This window comes from Paenibacillus pinisoli (assembly GCF_003605435.1).
Lineage (GTDB): Bacteria > Bacillota > Bacilli > Paenibacillales > Paenibacillaceae > Pristimantibacillus > Pristimantibacillus pinisoli.
This window is the reverse complement of record NZ_QXQB01000004.1, coordinates 678,192-693,251: the sequence shown is the minus strand read 5'-3', so window position 1 is coordinate 693,251 and position 15,060 is coordinate 678,192. Positions and strand designations below refer to the sequence as shown.

Below are 15,060 nucleotides of genomic sequence, written 5' to 3'. Positions count from 1 at the left end.
CTGCTTTCCTACACCCACCCGCGGAATCTGACAGCTTCCGCCATCTTGCGGACGCCTGCCATGTATGCAGCAAGGCGCATATCGATCTTGCGGGTCAGATGTATGTCGTATACGTTCTCGAAGCCGCGAATCATCATCAGCCTGAGCTTCTCGTCGATTTCTTTCTCGTCCCAGTAATAACCCTGGTTGTTCTGCACCCATTCGAAATAGGATACAATGACACCGCCTGCGCTGGCGAGTACATCGGGAATGAGCAGCACGCCCCGGTCCGTAATAATACGTGTCGCTTCCAGTGTGGTCGGGCCATTGGCCGCTTCCACAATAATAGAAGCGCGGATCCGGTCCGCATTCTCTTCTGTAATCTGATTCTCGATCGCAGCCGGAACGAGCACATCGCATTCAAGCTCAAGCAGCTGTTCATTGCCGATCGTATTCGGGAACAAGTTCGTCACATTGCCGAAGGAATCTCTTCGATCCAGCAAGTACGGAATATCGAGCCCCTCTTCATTATACAACGCTCCGTTCACATCCGAAATACCAATTACGCGCGCTCCTGCCTCATGCATAAATTTGGCGAGATAGCTGCCGGCATTGCCGAAGCCTTGAATGACGATTCTGGCGCCGTTGATATCGATTCCCTTCAGACGAAGCGCTTCATGGATCATAATCACGACTCCGCGGGCTGTGGCAGTCTCACGTCCCTTGGAGCCTCCCAACACGATAGGCTTGCCCGTAATGAAGCCCGGAGAATCAAATTCCCTGATCCGGCTGTACTCGTCCATCATCCAGGCCATGATCTGGGAGTTCGTCATGACATCAGGCGCCGGAATATCTTTGGTTGGACCTACAAGCTGGCTGATCGCCCTAACATAGCCTCGGCTAAGCCTCTCCAGCTCTCTAAAGGACATCTTGCGCGGATCGCAAATGATGCCGCCTTTGCCGCCGCCGTACGGAAGATCCGCAATGCCGCACTTGAGGCTCATCCATATCGACAACGCCTTCACTTCTTTCTCCGTTACGCCCGGATGGAAGCGCACGCCCCCTTTGGTAGGACCTACAGCATCATTATGCTGGGCGCGATATCCGGTAAATACCTTGGTTGTTCCGTCGTCCATGCGCACGGGAATGCGAACCGTCAGAAGCCTCATCGGCTCCTTCAGCAAATCGACCATGTCATCTCCGTAACCCAATCTTCTAAGTGCTTGTTCGATTACGATTTGAGTAGCTTGCAATACATCATTCATCATGTCACCCATCCTGTCCCCTTAGCCTTATCTACAACTAATATGAACTCCGTACACGCTGAGTATTCTGGTTGGATCTTTGATTCCAGCAGCAAGATGAAAAAAGAACATCATCAGGCATGGCCTTCGGATGTTCCTTATTGACGCAACAAATCACTAGAACAGAAAATGATTGCAAATCTCTTTGACTGCATTCTCCGGCATGATGACCTTGCCGTATTCCTCCAGCATGGCATATGCAACGGATGTAGCCTCGCCGTATTCCGCAAGCAGCGCGATAACAGCTTGATGTTTCGATGCGTCTACCTGATTCGGCTCCAGAACAAGAATCCACTTGTCGTTATAGGAATACAGTCTTCCACTATCCGTCAGCTTCGACGAACGCAATTGCTTGGCGGCGGATATGACGTCTTCAAAATCGCGGAATGCATACATCACAATATCTGTCTGCTCCATCGTCACTTCCATATCATATATATCGTCTTCCATATCATCGTCTTCTCTCGAATGCTCATCCCCCGCCTGACCGGATTTGCCTCGGGTTACAATAATGACCATGCCTTGCGCCGGCATTGCCAGCACTTCAACTGCGAGCGGACCGCTGGCGTCAAAGCCAAGCTCGGTATAAGCCTGCTCCATCATCTCAAGGAACAGCTCATGCAGCTTAGGCGGCTCGCGCCACATATCATCCTTATGGATCCCACGTTCCAATAAGTCGTCGAACGTCAGGAAAATCCGTATTCTGTCCTGACTAAGTCGCTCGATTTTCATGACAGGATCCTCCTTTGCAGCATCTGTCGTAATAGCGTATGAATCAATCTCCATCTTGTGAATAAAATGGACTCATACCGATATGTAAATACTTTATCATGTCTTACGAACGAATGCACTAATATCACACGAAAAAAAAGAATCGATCAAGCAGCATTCCTAAGTGGAAATACGCCCGACCGACTCTTGCTGCCGAAAATGAACGTCAATGGGACATGGCAGACGATTCCGCTTTAATTTTGTTGACCTCGCGCTTCAATGAAGGATCGGCTTCCACAATCGCTTCAATTTGTTCCCAAGCGGCTGCGGATTTTTCGGCGGTATCGTCTGAAGGCTTTGGGGACAGGCCGGCTGCCGCCTCCTTCTTCCAATCCGTATTGACCATTTTGGCAACAGATTTGCGCACAATTCCCGAGCACATATCGGACATGGCAGCTGAAGCCCATGCCACGGTGGCCGGTTTTTTCTTCGCTACATACATGGTCGCTGCCGCGCCAATAATTCCTCCAAACAACAATCCGCTTAATTTCATAAGGCTGAACACCTCTTTCATGCACTGTTTTCAAGAATAGTGTAGCCGTATGACCCCATCGACATTCTGTATAAAATAAGGAAGCTGACCGTCAGCGCCCCATAAAATTATGGTAGAATGAACGTACTATCGACAAGAATCGCGTTTTTCTGCCGGAGGAGATTAACATGCCCATCAAAAATCAACTTATGCTATTATGCCTGCTGGCAACGATGCTGTCCGGATGCGCCAGCAAAGCCGATCAATCCGGCGGCAATGCGGCCCCTGTCCTGTCGGAACAAACTGCGGCCACGCCCTCTGCCGTCCCCTCCAGCTCTCCGTCACCGGAACCGGCAGCATCCGCAGCGCCTGAGCCTGCGGCGGAGGCAAAGATTCTGTATCGGATGAACGAAGTGTACCGCTTTGTTCCCCTTGATGAGTCTGCGCCTAAGAAAGCCGTCCTGCTTACCTTCGACGACGGCCCGAAGGAAGAGAAGCTGATCAACAGCCTGTTCGACACATTAGACAAGCACAGCGCCAAAGCGATTTTTTTCGTCAACGGCTACCGGATCAAAGCAAATCCGGAATTGCTGAAGCTCATCCATGAGCGAGGCGGCACAATCGGCAATCATTCGTATGACCACATCAATCTGAAGAACGAAGAGAAGGCCGTGGTCGAAGAGCAGCTGTCCGGCGTTCAAGAGATGGTAATGGAGCTGACGGGCGAGACGCCGAAGTTTTTCCGTCCGCCGTTCGGAGCAGGCGGCGACACCGTCAAGGAAATAGCAAAAAACCACGGCATGCTGTTCATGACGTGGTCCAATGGTTCCCTGGACTGGGACAGCTCCGCGCGCGACAAACCGGAAGTTGTCATCAAAAACGTAATGGAGCAGCTTCATCCAGGCGCTAATATTCTGATGCATGAGCTGCCCTGGACAGCAGAAGCGCTGGATGAGCTGCTCGGCAAGATCGAGGCGGAAGGCTATACGTTTATCGATCCGGCTACGATTCAGCTTACGAACTGAATTTGTTGCCGTACCAGAATAAAAAAACTACGAGACAAAGAAACAGAACAAACAATAAATTGTAATACCATTTGTTCACTTTATGGAGACTTGAAGGAAACTTTTTGCGTCTGGGCGGAAGCTTAAGCGGTTCGTCTTCCTGCCCTGAGGCGTTCATCATGTCACCTGCCTTTTCTGGTTGATAAGATCTGGATGTACGGCTATGTCTTTGTTTCCTGCTCATGGCTCCCTCCTGAATCGAATGATTAAGCCCATTATAAAATCAATGACGAAGTGCGCAACAATCGGCGCCCACAGAGTTCCGCTCTGAATATAGATCCAGCCAAGCCCGTAGCTGATGGAGAAGACAAGGCCTGTCGGAATCCAGTGGCGCAAATAGCGGACATGAATGGCTGCAAATACGATGCTTGTCCAGTAAGGTCCAATTGCATGCTGGATCGCGCCGCGGAACAGAAGCTCCTCGCAGACGGCTACGACAAAGGAAATCAGCGCGATATGCCAGACTGGCCGGCTGCGGAATATCCGATCATTCACTCCGCCGTCATCGGTCGCTTCATCGGGCACCCAGCGGGATATCAGCAGGTCAACCGCAATAACGGCAGCGGCTAGTCCTGCGCCCCATGCGAGAAATTCCCATTGCTTCGGAATGGCTAGAACCTGCAATAAATTTTGACGCTGAAATAAAATCCATATGATACCGATAATAAGAGTAAACGCCTGAGTAGCATACAAGTTTATAAGTAGCATACGGTCATCAATCTCGTCAATGTTAACCTTGCGCACACGTATGTTGCGGATATCGAATTTTTTCATTTAGCTGCGCGCCTCGCTCTCAGGTAATAGTTATGCTTACATAAGTGATTACATAATTGATACATAGAAGGAGATTTATTATGGAAAAACGATTAACGACCACAGCCATGTTATTTAGCCTTGGATTTGTTTTTATGCTGATCCTTGCCGTTGGCGCATTCTTCTACGGCATTCAGCTCGGCACCGAGAAGGCAGAGGCCAAGTACGCTGCCAAAACGGCAGCCGTTCAACCTGGCGAAGACGCTACTCCCTATCAGCAGCAGGAACTGGTATCCTTCTATCTTACCGTATTTTCGCCTTACCGTGAATTTCAGTCCGAGTGGCTGGCAGCTGCGGACAAGCTGCTGCGCGGCGGCAATATCGATTCCGCTGCCGCATTCAAGAAATTGGCGAAGCTCGCCGATACGAAAGCCGAAGAAGCAAGCTCGTTCAATATGCAGAAGTCCCCTCTGCTCGGTGAAGCCCAGGTCGCTTATATCCGCAGCCTGAAGTATTTTAAGGACGCAGCATCCAAAGCCGCAGCCGACAAGTCGGATGATCCTGCCAAAATTCTGGAGCATATCCAAAGCGATAAAAACTTTAAATCCGCAGTAAGCGAGTCTCTGGCCGCTCAAAGCGCCTACTATGATGCCATGCAGAAATGGGCGGCATCGGTAGACCCAGCCATCCCGGCTGCTTACAAGATTGCAGTGCCGCTTGGCGTTGAGCAATGGGACAAGCTTTCGCTAATTGTCAAAAACAAGGTCATCGTCTCCTACCTGAGCGAACGCAGCGAGCTGTATGCCTTCCTGCCGCAAGATTTGACGAGCCGGGTGGATGAATTCATCCGGTCGGGACAAGCCTCGAAGATGAAGCTCAAAACAGTAGGCGGCATTGTCGACTTGCTGCTGAATACAAGAGCTGTCGATTCCGGCGACTTTAACGCGAATAAGGCCAGATTCTATCAATCCGAGACGCTGCCGCAGCTGCCATTCTTCTACGCGGAATGACAGCATTCCCTGCGGTTGTGCTTGAATCATAACGAAAATTTCACAAATGAGCAAGTTTCAGCATTGCAATTGACCGCGCTAATGCTATAAAATAGTAAAGTCCAACTCGTTCGTAGATTGAACTCTCGACCCGATGCTCCTGAGCGGTGCGGGCCGAGGGTTTTTCTGTTCATATTACAGCGGAGCCGCGTGCGACGCCAATTCTAGGAGGCCTGTTTTACATGTACAAAGTGCTAGTATCCGATCCTATCAGCGATCTTGGGATCCAACAGCTTGTCGAAGCGAATGACATTATTGTCGACAAGAATCCTGGTTTAACAGAAGACGAATTAGTAGCAATCATTGGCGATTATGATGCGTTGCTTGTAAGAAGCCAGACTCGGGTAACAGCTAAAATTATGGAAGCCGGCAAAAAGCTGAAAGTGGTAGGACGAGCTGGTGTCGGTGTCGACAACATCGATTTGGGAGCTGCAACAGAGCGCGGCATTATCGTCATTAATGCGCCGGACGGCAACACGATTACAACCTGTGAGCACACATTCGCCATGATGATGGCTGTTGCGCGTCATATTCCGCAAGCATACATGAAAACAGTCGGCGGCACATGGGACCGCAAGTCCTTCGTCGGCGTAGAGCTTCGCAACAAAACGCTGGGCGTACTCGGCATGGGCCGCATCGGCAGCGAAGTAGCCAAACGCGCCAAAGCGTTCGGCATGAACATTATGGGCTACGATCCGTTCATGACGGAAGAGCGCGCTGAGAAAATCGGTATTAAGCTCGCCAGCGTTGACGATATCGTCCGCGCTGCTGACTTTATGACGGTGCATACGCCGCTTACTCCAGAAACACGCCATATGATCGGCAAAGCGCAATTTGAAGTGATGAAGCCTGGCATGCGAATTGTCAACTGCGCACGCGGAGGCATTATCGACGAGATTGCCCTGGTTGAAGCCATCGATCAAGGCATCGTAGCAGGCGCGGCATTCGACGTATTCGAAGTTGAGCCTCCTGCTGAGGATCATCCGTTCCTGAAACATCCAAAAATTATCGTCACTCCGCATCTGGGCGCGTCTACAATTGAAGCGCAAGAGAATGTTGCGATTGACGTATCCGAGCAGGTTCTGCATATTCTGCGCAACGAGCCGTTCATGAACGCTGTGAACATGCCTCCGATCCCTGCTAATTTGCAAAGCAAGCTGCAGCCTTACTTTACGCTTGGCGAGAAGCTGGGCAGCTTCATCGCTCAATCGACGGAAGGCGCTGTACAAGAAATTATCGTCAGCTACTCCGGCGAGCTGGCTGAAGTCGATACACAGCCGCTTACCCGCTATATCGTTCGTGGCGTTCTGTCCCACCATCTTGGACAAGAGCAAGTCAACGTGGTCAACTCCATGCACCTTGCGAAGCTGCGTGATGTGAATATCGTCATTCAAAAATCGCACGCATCGAAGGATTTCACCAATCTGGTGACAGTAGCTCTGCGCACGAAGAAAGAAGAGCATATCGTAGCCGGCACATTGCTGACAGGTTATGGCCCGCGCATTGTGCAAATCGACAAGTATCCGGTTGACGTTACACCTGAAGGCAATCTGATACTGATCTCGCATAACGATAAACCAGGCATTATCGGCCGCGTCGGCACGCTGCTTGGCAACAACGACGTGAACATCGCGACCATGCAGGTTGGACGCCAGCTTGAAGGCGGTTCTGCCATTATGGTGCTCCGCGTCGACAAAGGCACGCCAAAAGAAGTATTGCTGCAGCTGACAAGCATGCCTGAGCTGAATACAGCAAAAGAAATCATTTTACCGTAATTGTTTCACGAACAACAAGATTAATCGGTATCCTTCAACAAAAAAAGCGTTCCAGCGATGGAACGCTTTTTCTTATTTTCCGCTTATAGAGACAGCCTTCACGAAACCTTGACAATTACTCTTTCCCTTCGACAGGAAGCAAAAGCGTGAAGGTTGTGCCTGTTGCAGCTGTGCTGTCTACATGAATTTTGCCGTGGTGCAGGTCAATCAGATTTTTTACGATGGCAAGTCCAAGACCGGTACCGCCTGTACGCTTCCTAGCCTTATCCGCCTTATAAAATCTTTCAAAAATGTACGGAACATCCTCCGGAGGAATGCCTACACCTTCATCGCTAATTTTCAGCTGTATATACGGCACACCGTTAACGTTAAGATGCTCTGCGCCAATTGTGATCGACTTGCCTGCTGGGGTATGGCGCAGCGCATTATCCATCAGATTCGTCAGAACTTGCTCCAGCCTGTCCTCATCACCCTGCTTCATCTGGAGCCATTTATCCTCCATCGCCTTCACATGAAGAGTGACTTCTCTTTCCTTCGCATACACCTGGAACTTGCGATGCACTCTGCGAATGACCAGCCCCAAATCAATCTCTTGAAAATTCATCTCGACATGGCCAGCTTCCATCCGCGCGATATCAAGAAAATCGTTGACCAGCCTGCCCATCCGTAGCGACTCGTCGTAGATAACCTGTACAAGCTCCCTGCGCTCTTCCGGCGAAGCGACAATATCATCCAGAAGCGCCTCGCTATAGCCTTGGAGCATAGAGAGCGGCGTCCGAATCTCATGTGAGATATTCGCTACGAAATCGCGTCTCAGCTTATCGAGCTTATGCTCCTCCGTTACGTTCCGGATCACGGCTACCGCTCCGCGGATCACGTTCCCCGATTGCAGGGGAGCCATAACGACGGACCATACGCTGCTATGCACATGCACCTTCTCGGTCAAGTCCTTGCCTTCCTTCATTACATGCTGGAACAGCTGCCTCAGCGGCATCGGCACGCCAGGAAAAGACGGCACATCCTCTACCGGCTCCTGCTCCCAAGCCGACTCCAGCGATGACCAGCCGTTAATGAGCAGTTGTCCGCTTGGGTTCGTCAAGATCACCTGTCCTTCGGAATCGAAAGTAATGACAGAGTCGCCCATGCTTCGCAGAATGCTGGACAGATGATTCTTCTCATGGTTAAGCGCATGGATCAGCTTATCGAGCTGCCCGGTCATATTGTTGAAGGTATTGGCAAGCTGGCCGATTTCATCGGAGGAGCTGATATGCACGCGCGTGCTGTAATCGCCTTGCGATACAGAATCCGCGGCATTCTTCAGCTGCAGGAGCGGCTGCTGGATTTTGGCCGAGAGGAAAAAAGCAAAAAACGTAGACAACAAAAATCCGATGATGGCCGTGATAATAAACAACACTTTAATATCATGCGAATTCTCGTCGAACCATATATCGATATACTGCAGCAAAAAAACGCCGAGGATAAGAAGCACAACGGCGACCAACAACATGATGGTCGCCCACAGCTTGCCCACGACGCTATGCCACAGCAAACGCGCCAATCGATCCCAGAGCTTCATTTATTTCGGCACCTCAAGCTTATAGCCTACGCCCCATACGGTCGTAATCATGGCCGCTGCCTCGGAGGACACTTTATTCAGCTTCTCGCGAAGTCGCTTGACATGTGTATCAACGGTACGCAGATCTCCGAAAAATTCATAATTCCATACATCCTTAAGCAGCTCTTCGCGCGAGAATACCTTGTCCGGCGATACGGCCAGGTAATGCAATAGCTCATATTCCTTCGGCGTCAGGCTGACCTCATGCCCGCCCGCAGTGACGCGGTGCGCGTCATGCTCAATGACCAGATGAGGAAATACAATATTGTTGCTCGTATTAAGTTCTTTTGTCAGGAAGGCGGTTGCCGACGAACGTCTTAGAATCGCCTTCACGCGGTAGATGACCTCGCGCGGGCTGAACGGCTTGACGACATAATCGTCTGCGCCGACCTCGAAGCCCTGAACGCGGTTCATCTCCTCGCCTTTGGCAGTCAGCATAATGACAGGCGTCGCTTTCACCTGACGCAGACGGGAGCAAACTTCCACTCCGTCGATTCCCGGCAGCATGACATCGAGCAAGATTAGCGCATAGTCGGTATTGGATGCCAGCCTTAAGGCAGTCTCCCCGTCCTCAGCTTCATCGATGACATAGCCTTCTTTCTCCAAATACATTTTCAGAAGACGGCGGATACGTTCCTCGTCGTCTACGACCAATATGCGATTTCCGTAGTCGGACATGTCAAGCAACTCCTTTCATTAGCTCTATTATACACCGGAATAGGAATGCAAGCCTGCAATAATGAGGTTAACCCCTATCAGCGTGAACAAAACAATAACGAACCCGATAACCGCAAGCCACGAGGAACGCAATCCTTGCCAGCCTCTGGACAAGCGGAAATGGAGATACGCGCTGTAGAACAGCCATGTAATAAGCGCCCATACTTCCTTCGGATCCCAGCCCCAGAATCTGCCCCAGGCGATCTCCGCCCAGATCATCGCAAAGATAAGCCCGCCAAGCGTAAAGATCGGGAAGCCGATTGCAATGGCGCGATAGCTGATTTCATCCAAATCATCCGGATCAATGCCTTCCATCACAGGATGGATGACTGCGCCAAGACGCTTGCGGAAGATCAACCGCAATGCGCCGTACAGAAGCGTACCGGCAATAATCGACCATACAACCGTATTCAGCTTTCTGCCTGCATTAACGCCGTTCATCCAGTGAGGCGCTTCGAATAACGGCTTGTCCATGCCGATGAACGACTGAACCTCAACGATCTGGCTATTGTAAGGCTGTACAATCGGCGGCAAATAGTAATTCACGGTCTCTACAATCGTAGATTCCTGGCCTTTATTGTCAATCAGCACTTTCTCTTCCGTAAACGATGCTTCATAGCCTGCAAAACGGAATCCGAAGACCGCAACGATAAAGCCGATAATGACGACAATCGAATAGAGTGTGAATTCGACCCAGAATTGCGCGCGTCTTGCTTCCTTCGTCTTGTCCGTGAAGTTCACGACACGAAGCAGATACATAAGACCGGCTGCAAAGCCGACAGCGAAAAAGGCTTCGCCAAGAGCGGCCGTCGTAACGTGAACTTTCAGCCACACAGAGTTCAATGCCGGGATAAGCGGCTGAACCTCCTGCGGGAATACAGAAGCGTAAGCGATAATGATAATGGTAAGCGGTATCGCAAACATGCCGAGCAGCGGCTTGCGGTACATGGCATAAACGATAGTGTAAGCAATCATTATCGCCATGCCAAGGAACGTCATGAACTCATACATATTGCTGGTCGGGATTTGCTTGCTTCCGATCCAGCGTGTAAAGAAGAAGGTCAAATGTGCGACCAGACCTGCGGTCGACACGATAAATGCGATTCGGCCCCAGCGCTTCTCATGCGCCTTGGGATCGCGGTTGCTCCACTTCTTGCCCGCTATTGCAATGACATAGAATAGGAATGCAAAGCAATATAGAAAAAAGGCAACCATAAACGCATCACTGCTAAAGTCTAATAAACTCACGCGTTTTTCCCTCCGTTATCTAGCGTCTTCGGATCCACTTCAATGCCGACCTTCTTCAAGGCGTTGGCAACGTCCGATCGCATGCCAAACCAGTTTTTGTTCGTATGGGCGCCAAGAGCCAGCTTCCCGCCGTCAATGCGGAGCCAGATCCGGCGATGCTGCCAATACGATCCCATGATCAAGCCGAGCATGCTGAATACCGCGCCTACCCACAGATAAGGCAGCGCCTTGTCCACGCGTACGTTCAGATGGGTGGTCGCTTCCGAGAAGTCTACATTCTCCATGCCATCTACCCGAATCTCGATCTTGCCCGCAATCTCGCGGTTAATCGTATCCTGTGCGAACTTCACTTTATCCTTCTGCATCGGGAAGTAGATATAAGGCTCCCCTTCCGGCTTAAGGCCTGGCCCCTTGACTGTGAAGACAAAGGCCGGCGCGTTCGGCTCACGCGAGAGCGTCGTCGGCTTGCCTTCGCTATTAAGCGCAAACTCCATATAGTTGGCGAACAGGTCGAGCGTATATGGCCCCAGCTTATGCTGCAGCGCCGAATCCTTCATTGGAAGATAGAACGGACCGTACTTCTCCCCTGTCCCCTTGTCCTCCAGTATCGGGCTGACCGCATTCAATCTTGGCGTCAGGTCGAAGTCGAACTGATAGAACTTGAAGCCGTCATAGACAAGCGGGTCGTTCACAATAATATTGTGACGCTTGACTTCCTCCAGAACAGGCTCTTTCAGCGGATCGCTGCAATCGCTCACACAAGCATACAAGACGGCTTGCGTCTCGTAGTTCTTGGCCCGCATCTTGCCCTGAAGCTGCTCAGGCAGCTCATCGTCGTTGTAGAATTCAACAACAAACTTCTCGCTCTTGATAAAGTAGTTCGTCCCGGCGATTCTGACCGTATCGCCGTCGGGTACGCTTACATAAGCGTCCATTTGCCAGCCTGGAATACTTCGCGCCAATATCGCAAGCAGGAACAGAATTAGACCGATATGGTTGATATACGGGCCCCATCGGCTGAATCTGTTCTTCTCCGCCAGCAGCGCCGTTCCTTGCCCTTCCTCTTGATGCACCTTATAGCCTCTGCGCTTCAGCTGGGCGCCAAAATTCGCCACCCATTCCTTCGGTTCACCTTCAATATCGGCGGTATAAACGGTCTTCTGCCGCAATATAAATTGGTGATGCTTGCGGATTTGCTGTTTGTTCAGGGCTCGGTATAGAGGGAGCACCCGGTCCAAGCTGCAAATAACGAGCGAGGTTCCGATCATGACCAGCAGTCCGATGAACCACCAGCTCTCGTACGTATGGGACAAACCCAGCATATAATAAATCTTGCCTGGCAGCCCGTATGTATTCTCATAATAAGTAGAGGGATCGAAATTATTGATGAACGTGCTCTCCTGCGGGTAGATCGTGCCCAGCATCGCTGTCAAGAACGTAATGACGATCAGATAGATCGCAATCTTGACCGAGGAGAAGAAGCTCCAAATCTTGTCGATCGCTGTCTGATTGCTCTTCTGCGATCTGCGGGCTACGCCGTCATAGCGCATCTCCAGCGGAGCATCGGATTGTTGCAGGTCCTTCAGCAATGGCTTGCCGCATGACTCGCAGAGCACCGTGCCGACCGCATTCTGATGGCCGCACTCGCATTTTGTATTTTCTACCGTTAACACGTGATGACCTCCTACAACTGCAACAATCTTTCGACTCTTTCATCAATATCCTTCTCCAGCATGCCCCCGACCTTCACTTCCATCAGCGTCCCGTCCGGCTTGATGAAGAAGGTTGTGGGATATTGCCGCAGCCCGTAGCTCCGCTCCGTCTGCCGGTTCACATCGCGCAGGATCGGATAGGTCAGATCAAAGCGATTCACGAAGTTGTTCACGGTAAGCGTATCCTCGCTTAAATTGATTGCCAGAATAACCAGGCCTTTATCCTTCCACTTCTCATATTGTCTCTCGAATTCCGGCATCTCTCTGACGCACGGCTCGCAGAAGGTTCCCCAGAAATTGACGACAACCGGCTTGCCTTTGAATTCGGACAAGCTGCGAACGCCTCCGTCCAGATCCGCAAGCTTGAATTCCGGCGGCTCTGCGCCGACTTTAAGAAGCCCTGTCTTGTCCTTCCCGAAGAAAGTGGAGCCGATGGCGTAGCCTCCAAGCACAAGCACTGCGAGCAAGATCACGATCTGAATCTTCTTGCGCGACTTACCCATTTATGTATTCACCACCCGTTCTATTGACACAATTGTCCTAGTATCATTATAACGAAAAGTCGACGGCAATAACTGCCGCCGCCGATCACTTTTTATGAACTTTATGTGTCTTGCCTGCAGCAGCCAGAAGCTCCTGCACCTCTTGCGGAGTCAGATGGCGGAACTTGCCTCGGCCCAATTGCTGAAGGCCAATCTCGCCGAATTTGATCCGTTTCAGACGAATCACTTTATGATTGATGGCATCGAACATGCGGCGCACTTGACGATTGCGTCCTTCATAAATCGTAATCGATATTGTCGCTTCGTTCTTCTCCGTATCTACGTCATGATACTCAACCTCAGCTGGCGATGTCATGCCGTCTTCCAGCATAATGCCCTTCTGCAGCCGCTCCAGCGCCGAACCGTGCGGAACGCCTTTCACTGTAGCATGATACGTCTTCGGCACATGATGGCTTGGATGCGTCAGCTTGTTCGCAAATTCACCGTCATTGGTCAGCAGCAGCAATCCTTCGGTATCGTAATCAAGCCGGCCGACAGGATATACCCTCTCTTTGATGCCGGGCAAGAAATCTGTAACAGTCTTGCGCCCTTGCGGATCCTTGGCGCTAGTAATGACGCCCTTAACCTTGTTCATCATCAAATAAATCTTCTTCTCGCCCTTGATCGGCTTTCCATTCACGGTTATCGTATCCACCGCTACGTCGGCCTTTACCCCGAGGGTCGTCACTTTCTCCCCGTTAACCTCAACTGCGCCGGACAGGATAAGCTCCTCGCACTTACGTCTTGATGCAATTCCTGCCTGTGCCAAAATCTTCTGTAAACGTTCCACTGCTCTTTCACCTCACTCTACATCATAACGATATCGAGAGTAAAGCACAAGCTCAGTTACCGGAATATGTATAAGCAAATGGCAATTGCCGCAAAAAAACCAACGATATCGGAGAAAAGTCCGACCTTGAGCGCATATCGCGTACGTCTTACCGCAATAGCCCCGAAGTAGACGGTCAGCACATACAGCGTCGTGTCCGTGCTGCCTTGAATCGTTGAAGCAATGCGTCCGATCATGGAATCCGGGCCATAGGTTTGAATCAGGTCCGCAGTAAAGGCGAGCGAGCCTGCACCTGTCAACGGCCTGAGGATTCCTAACGGAAGCACCTCGCTCGGGATCCCCATCCAGTCGAATGCGGGCTTGACGGCCGACAGCATCAAATCCATCGCCCCCGATGCCCTGAACATGCTGATCGCAACCATCATCCCCACCAGCGGAGGTATGATGGAGATCGCCGTTCCAAATCCGTCCTTCGCCCCTTCTACAAAGGTCTCATAGACGGGTATACGTCTACGCATTGCAGCATAAAGAGGGATAAAAACAATAATGGCGGGAATCATCCAAGACGACAGCTTGGTGAACAGCTCATACAACCTCGCCACCTCCTGTCTGCCGCGCGCTTCCTTTGCCGACTATCGGCGGCCGCGGCTTCGCCGGCGGAGCCTGTGCCTTTCTGCGATACCAGCGATCTGCAAGAATAGCTGCCGCTGTCGCAACGAATGTCGCAGCAAGCGTGGTTCCGATGATTTCTGCAGGGTTTGCCGAACCGTAATTCATACGAATGGCAATCAGCGTTGTCGGTACAATCGTAATGCTGGATGTATTCAGCGCCAGCAGCGTACACATGGCAGGCGTAGCGGTATCTTTGTCAGGATTCAGCTTCTGCAGCTCCTGCATCGCTTTAATCCCCATCGGCGTCGCCGCATTGCCCAGTCCGAACAAATTGGCGCTAAGATTACTCATAATATAACCGATAGCGGGATGATCCTTAGGTATGTCGGGGAATAGCCAGCGCACAAGCGGCCGAAGCAGCCGGGCCAGCTTGGCGAGCAGCCCGGCGTCTTCGGCTATGCGCATCATTCCCAGCCAGAATACCATGATGCTAATCAAGCCGAAACTTACCGTAACGCCCGATTTGGCACCGTCAAAGGCAGCCTGCGTGACCGTATCCATCTTGCCGGTTGCCGCGGCTACCACAACGCTGACGACAATAAAAAACAACCATATCCAGTTCACCATGACAGACTTCCTCCCCTGCATACCGATATT

General features: G+C 51.2%; 15 protein-coding genes. 3 read left to right on the top strand and 12 right to left on the bottom strand.

The genetic code is table 11. The features are described 5' to 3' along the window. Nucleotides 1-8: 8 nt before the first annotated feature. The 3 genes from D3P09_RS20415 to D3P09_RS20405 all read right to left on the bottom strand — a co-directional run bounded on the left by D3P09_RS20415 (nucleotide 9) and on the right by D3P09_RS20405 (nucleotide 2,547). Entirely contained in the window at nucleotides 9-1,256 is a 1,248-nt protein-coding gene (locus tag D3P09_RS20415) for a Glu/Leu/Phe/Val family dehydrogenase (RefSeq protein ID WP_120113221.1), read from the bottom strand. Between the two features lie 144 nt (nucleotides 1,257-1,400). Beyond that, nucleotides 1,401-2,015 (bottom strand): genetic competence negative regulator, encoded by a 615-nt coding sequence (locus D3P09_RS20410; protein ID WP_120113220.1) that lies wholly within the window; start codon nucleotides 2,013-2,015, stop codon nucleotides 1,401-1,403. A 205-nt stretch (nucleotides 2,016-2,220) separates the two neighbouring features. Further along, nucleotides 2,221-2,547, bottom strand: a complete 327-nt coding sequence (locus D3P09_RS20405; RefSeq protein ID WP_120113219.1) for a hypothetical protein — start codon at nucleotides 2,545-2,547, stop codon at nucleotides 2,221-2,223. Nucleotides 2,548-2,714: 167 nt separating this feature from the next. Between D3P09_RS20405 and D3P09_RS20400 the strand changes: the two genes are divergently transcribed. Next, nucleotides 2,715-3,551 (top strand): polysaccharide deacetylase family protein, encoded by an 837-nt coding sequence (locus D3P09_RS20400; protein ID WP_120113218.1) that lies wholly within the window; start codon nucleotides 2,715-2,717, stop codon nucleotides 3,549-3,551. Nucleotides 3,552-3,770: 219 nt separating this feature from the next. On the opposite strand, the gene D3P09_RS20390 is transcribed toward D3P09_RS20400, so the two are convergent. After that, nucleotides 3,771-4,364: a CPBP family intramembrane glutamic endopeptidase gene (locus tag D3P09_RS20390; protein ID WP_120113216.1), complete on the bottom strand. Its 594-nt coding sequence runs from the start codon at nucleotides 4,362-4,364 to the stop codon at nucleotides 3,771-3,773. 80 nt (nucleotides 4,365-4,444) lie between these two features. On the opposite strand from D3P09_RS20390, the gene D3P09_RS20385 reads away from it, so the two are divergent. Together D3P09_RS20385 and serA are read left to right on the top strand one after the other, a co-directional pair. Beyond that, nucleotides 4,445-5,353: a hypothetical protein gene (locus D3P09_RS20385; RefSeq protein ID WP_120113215.1), complete on the top strand. Its 909-nt coding sequence runs from the start codon at nucleotides 4,445-4,447 to the stop codon at nucleotides 5,351-5,353. A gap of 221 nt (nucleotides 5,354-5,574) precedes the next feature. Beyond that, entirely contained in the window at nucleotides 5,575-7,167 is a 1,593-nt protein-coding gene (gene serA / locus D3P09_RS20380; RefSeq protein ID WP_120113214.1) for a phosphoglycerate dehydrogenase, read from the top strand. Nucleotides 7,168-7,282: 115 nt separating this feature from the next. Here the strand turns inward: serA and D3P09_RS20375 are convergent, their stop codons facing one another. The 8 genes from D3P09_RS20375 to D3P09_RS20340 all read right to left on the bottom strand — a co-directional run bounded on the left by D3P09_RS20375 (nucleotide 7,283) and on the right by D3P09_RS20340 (nucleotide 15,030). Then, complete coding sequence (locus D3P09_RS20375; protein ID WP_120113213.1) at nucleotides 7,283-8,743, bottom strand: HAMP domain-containing sensor histidine kinase; 1,461 nt, start codon at nucleotides 8,741-8,743, stop codon at nucleotides 7,283-7,285. Next, nucleotides 8,744-9,460, bottom strand: a complete 717-nt coding sequence (locus tag D3P09_RS20370; RefSeq protein ID WP_116044806.1) for a response regulator transcription factor — start codon at nucleotides 9,458-9,460, stop codon at nucleotides 8,744-8,746. Nucleotides 9,461-9,487: 27 nt separating this feature from the next. Continuing rightward, entirely contained in the window at nucleotides 9,488-10,747 is a 1,260-nt protein-coding gene (ccsA, locus tag D3P09_RS20365; protein ID WP_120113212.1) for a cytochrome c biogenesis protein CcsA, read from the bottom strand. After that, the gene (gene resB, locus D3P09_RS20360; RefSeq protein ID WP_120113211.1) at nucleotides 10,744-12,420 is read right to left on the bottom strand and encodes a cytochrome c biogenesis protein ResB; all 1,677 of its coding nucleotides are present in this window, start codon (nucleotides 12,418-12,420) and stop codon (nucleotides 10,744-10,746) included. Before resB ends, ccsA begins: the two co-directional genes overlap by 4 nt. Nucleotides 12,421-12,431: 11 nt before the next feature. Continuing rightward, complete coding sequence (locus tag D3P09_RS20355; protein ID WP_120113210.1) at nucleotides 12,432-12,962, bottom strand: redoxin domain-containing protein; 531 nt, start codon at nucleotides 12,960-12,962, stop codon at nucleotides 12,432-12,434. An 85-nt stretch (nucleotides 12,963-13,047) separates the two neighbouring features. After that, the gene (locus D3P09_RS20350) at nucleotides 13,048-13,791 is read right to left on the bottom strand and encodes a pseudouridine synthase (RefSeq protein WP_120113209.1); all 744 of its coding nucleotides are present in this window, start codon (nucleotides 13,789-13,791) and stop codon (nucleotides 13,048-13,050) included. A 56-nt stretch (nucleotides 13,792-13,847) separates the two neighbouring features. Further along, complete coding sequence (locus D3P09_RS20345) at nucleotides 13,848-14,384, bottom strand: spore maturation protein (protein ID WP_120113208.1); 537 nt, start codon at nucleotides 14,382-14,384, stop codon at nucleotides 13,848-13,850. Next, entirely contained in the window at nucleotides 14,377-15,030 is a 654-nt protein-coding gene (locus tag D3P09_RS20340; RefSeq protein ID WP_120113207.1) for a nucleoside recognition domain-containing protein, read from the bottom strand. Before D3P09_RS20340 ends, D3P09_RS20345 begins: the two co-directional genes overlap by 8 nt. Nucleotides 15,031-15,060 lie beyond the last annotated feature (30 nt).

What these genes read in the sequence shown, in the direction of transcription:
- D3P09_RS20410 (WP_120113220.1), bottom strand. Translation starts at nt 2,015, where the DNA reads ATGAAAATCGAGCGACTTAGTCAGGACAGAATACGGATTTTCCTGACG.
- D3P09_RS20385 (WP_120113215.1), top strand. Translation starts at nt 4,445, where the DNA reads ATGGAAAAACGATTAACGACCACAGCCATGTTATTTAGCCTTGGATTT.
- D3P09_RS20400 (WP_120113218.1), top strand. Translation starts at nt 2,715, where the DNA reads ATGCCCATCAAAAATCAACTTATGCTATTATGCCTGCTGGCAACGATG.
- serA (WP_120113214.1), top strand. Translation starts at nt 5,575, where the DNA reads ATGTACAAAGTGCTAGTATCCGATCCTATCAGCGATCTTGGGATCCAA.
- D3P09_RS20405 (WP_120113219.1), bottom strand. Translation starts at nt 2,547, where the DNA reads ATGAAATTAAGCGGATTGTTGTTTGGAGGAATTATTGGCGCGGCAGCG.
- D3P09_RS20375 (WP_120113213.1), bottom strand. Translation starts at nt 8,743, where the DNA reads ATGAAGCTCTGGGATCGATTGGCGCGTTTGCTGTGGCATAGCGTCGTG.
- D3P09_RS20415 (WP_120113221.1), bottom strand. Translation starts at nt 1,256, where the DNA reads ATGGGTGACATGATGAATGATGTATTGCAAGCTACTCAAATCGTAATC.
- D3P09_RS20390 (WP_120113216.1), bottom strand. Translation starts at nt 4,364, where the DNA reads ATGAAAAAATTCGATATCCGCAACATACGTGTGCGCAAGGTTAACATT.
- D3P09_RS20370 (WP_116044806.1), bottom strand. Translation starts at nt 9,460, where the DNA reads ATGTCCGACTACGGAAATCGCATATTGGTCGTAGACGACGAGGAACGT.
- D3P09_RS20355 (WP_120113210.1), bottom strand. Translation starts at nt 12,962, where the DNA reads ATGGGTAAGTCGCGCAAGAAGATTCAGATCGTGATCTTGCTCGCAGTG.
- D3P09_RS20340 (WP_120113207.1), bottom strand. Translation starts at nt 15,030, where the DNA reads ATGGTGAACTGGATATGGTTGTTTTTTATTGTCGTCAGCGTTGTGGTA.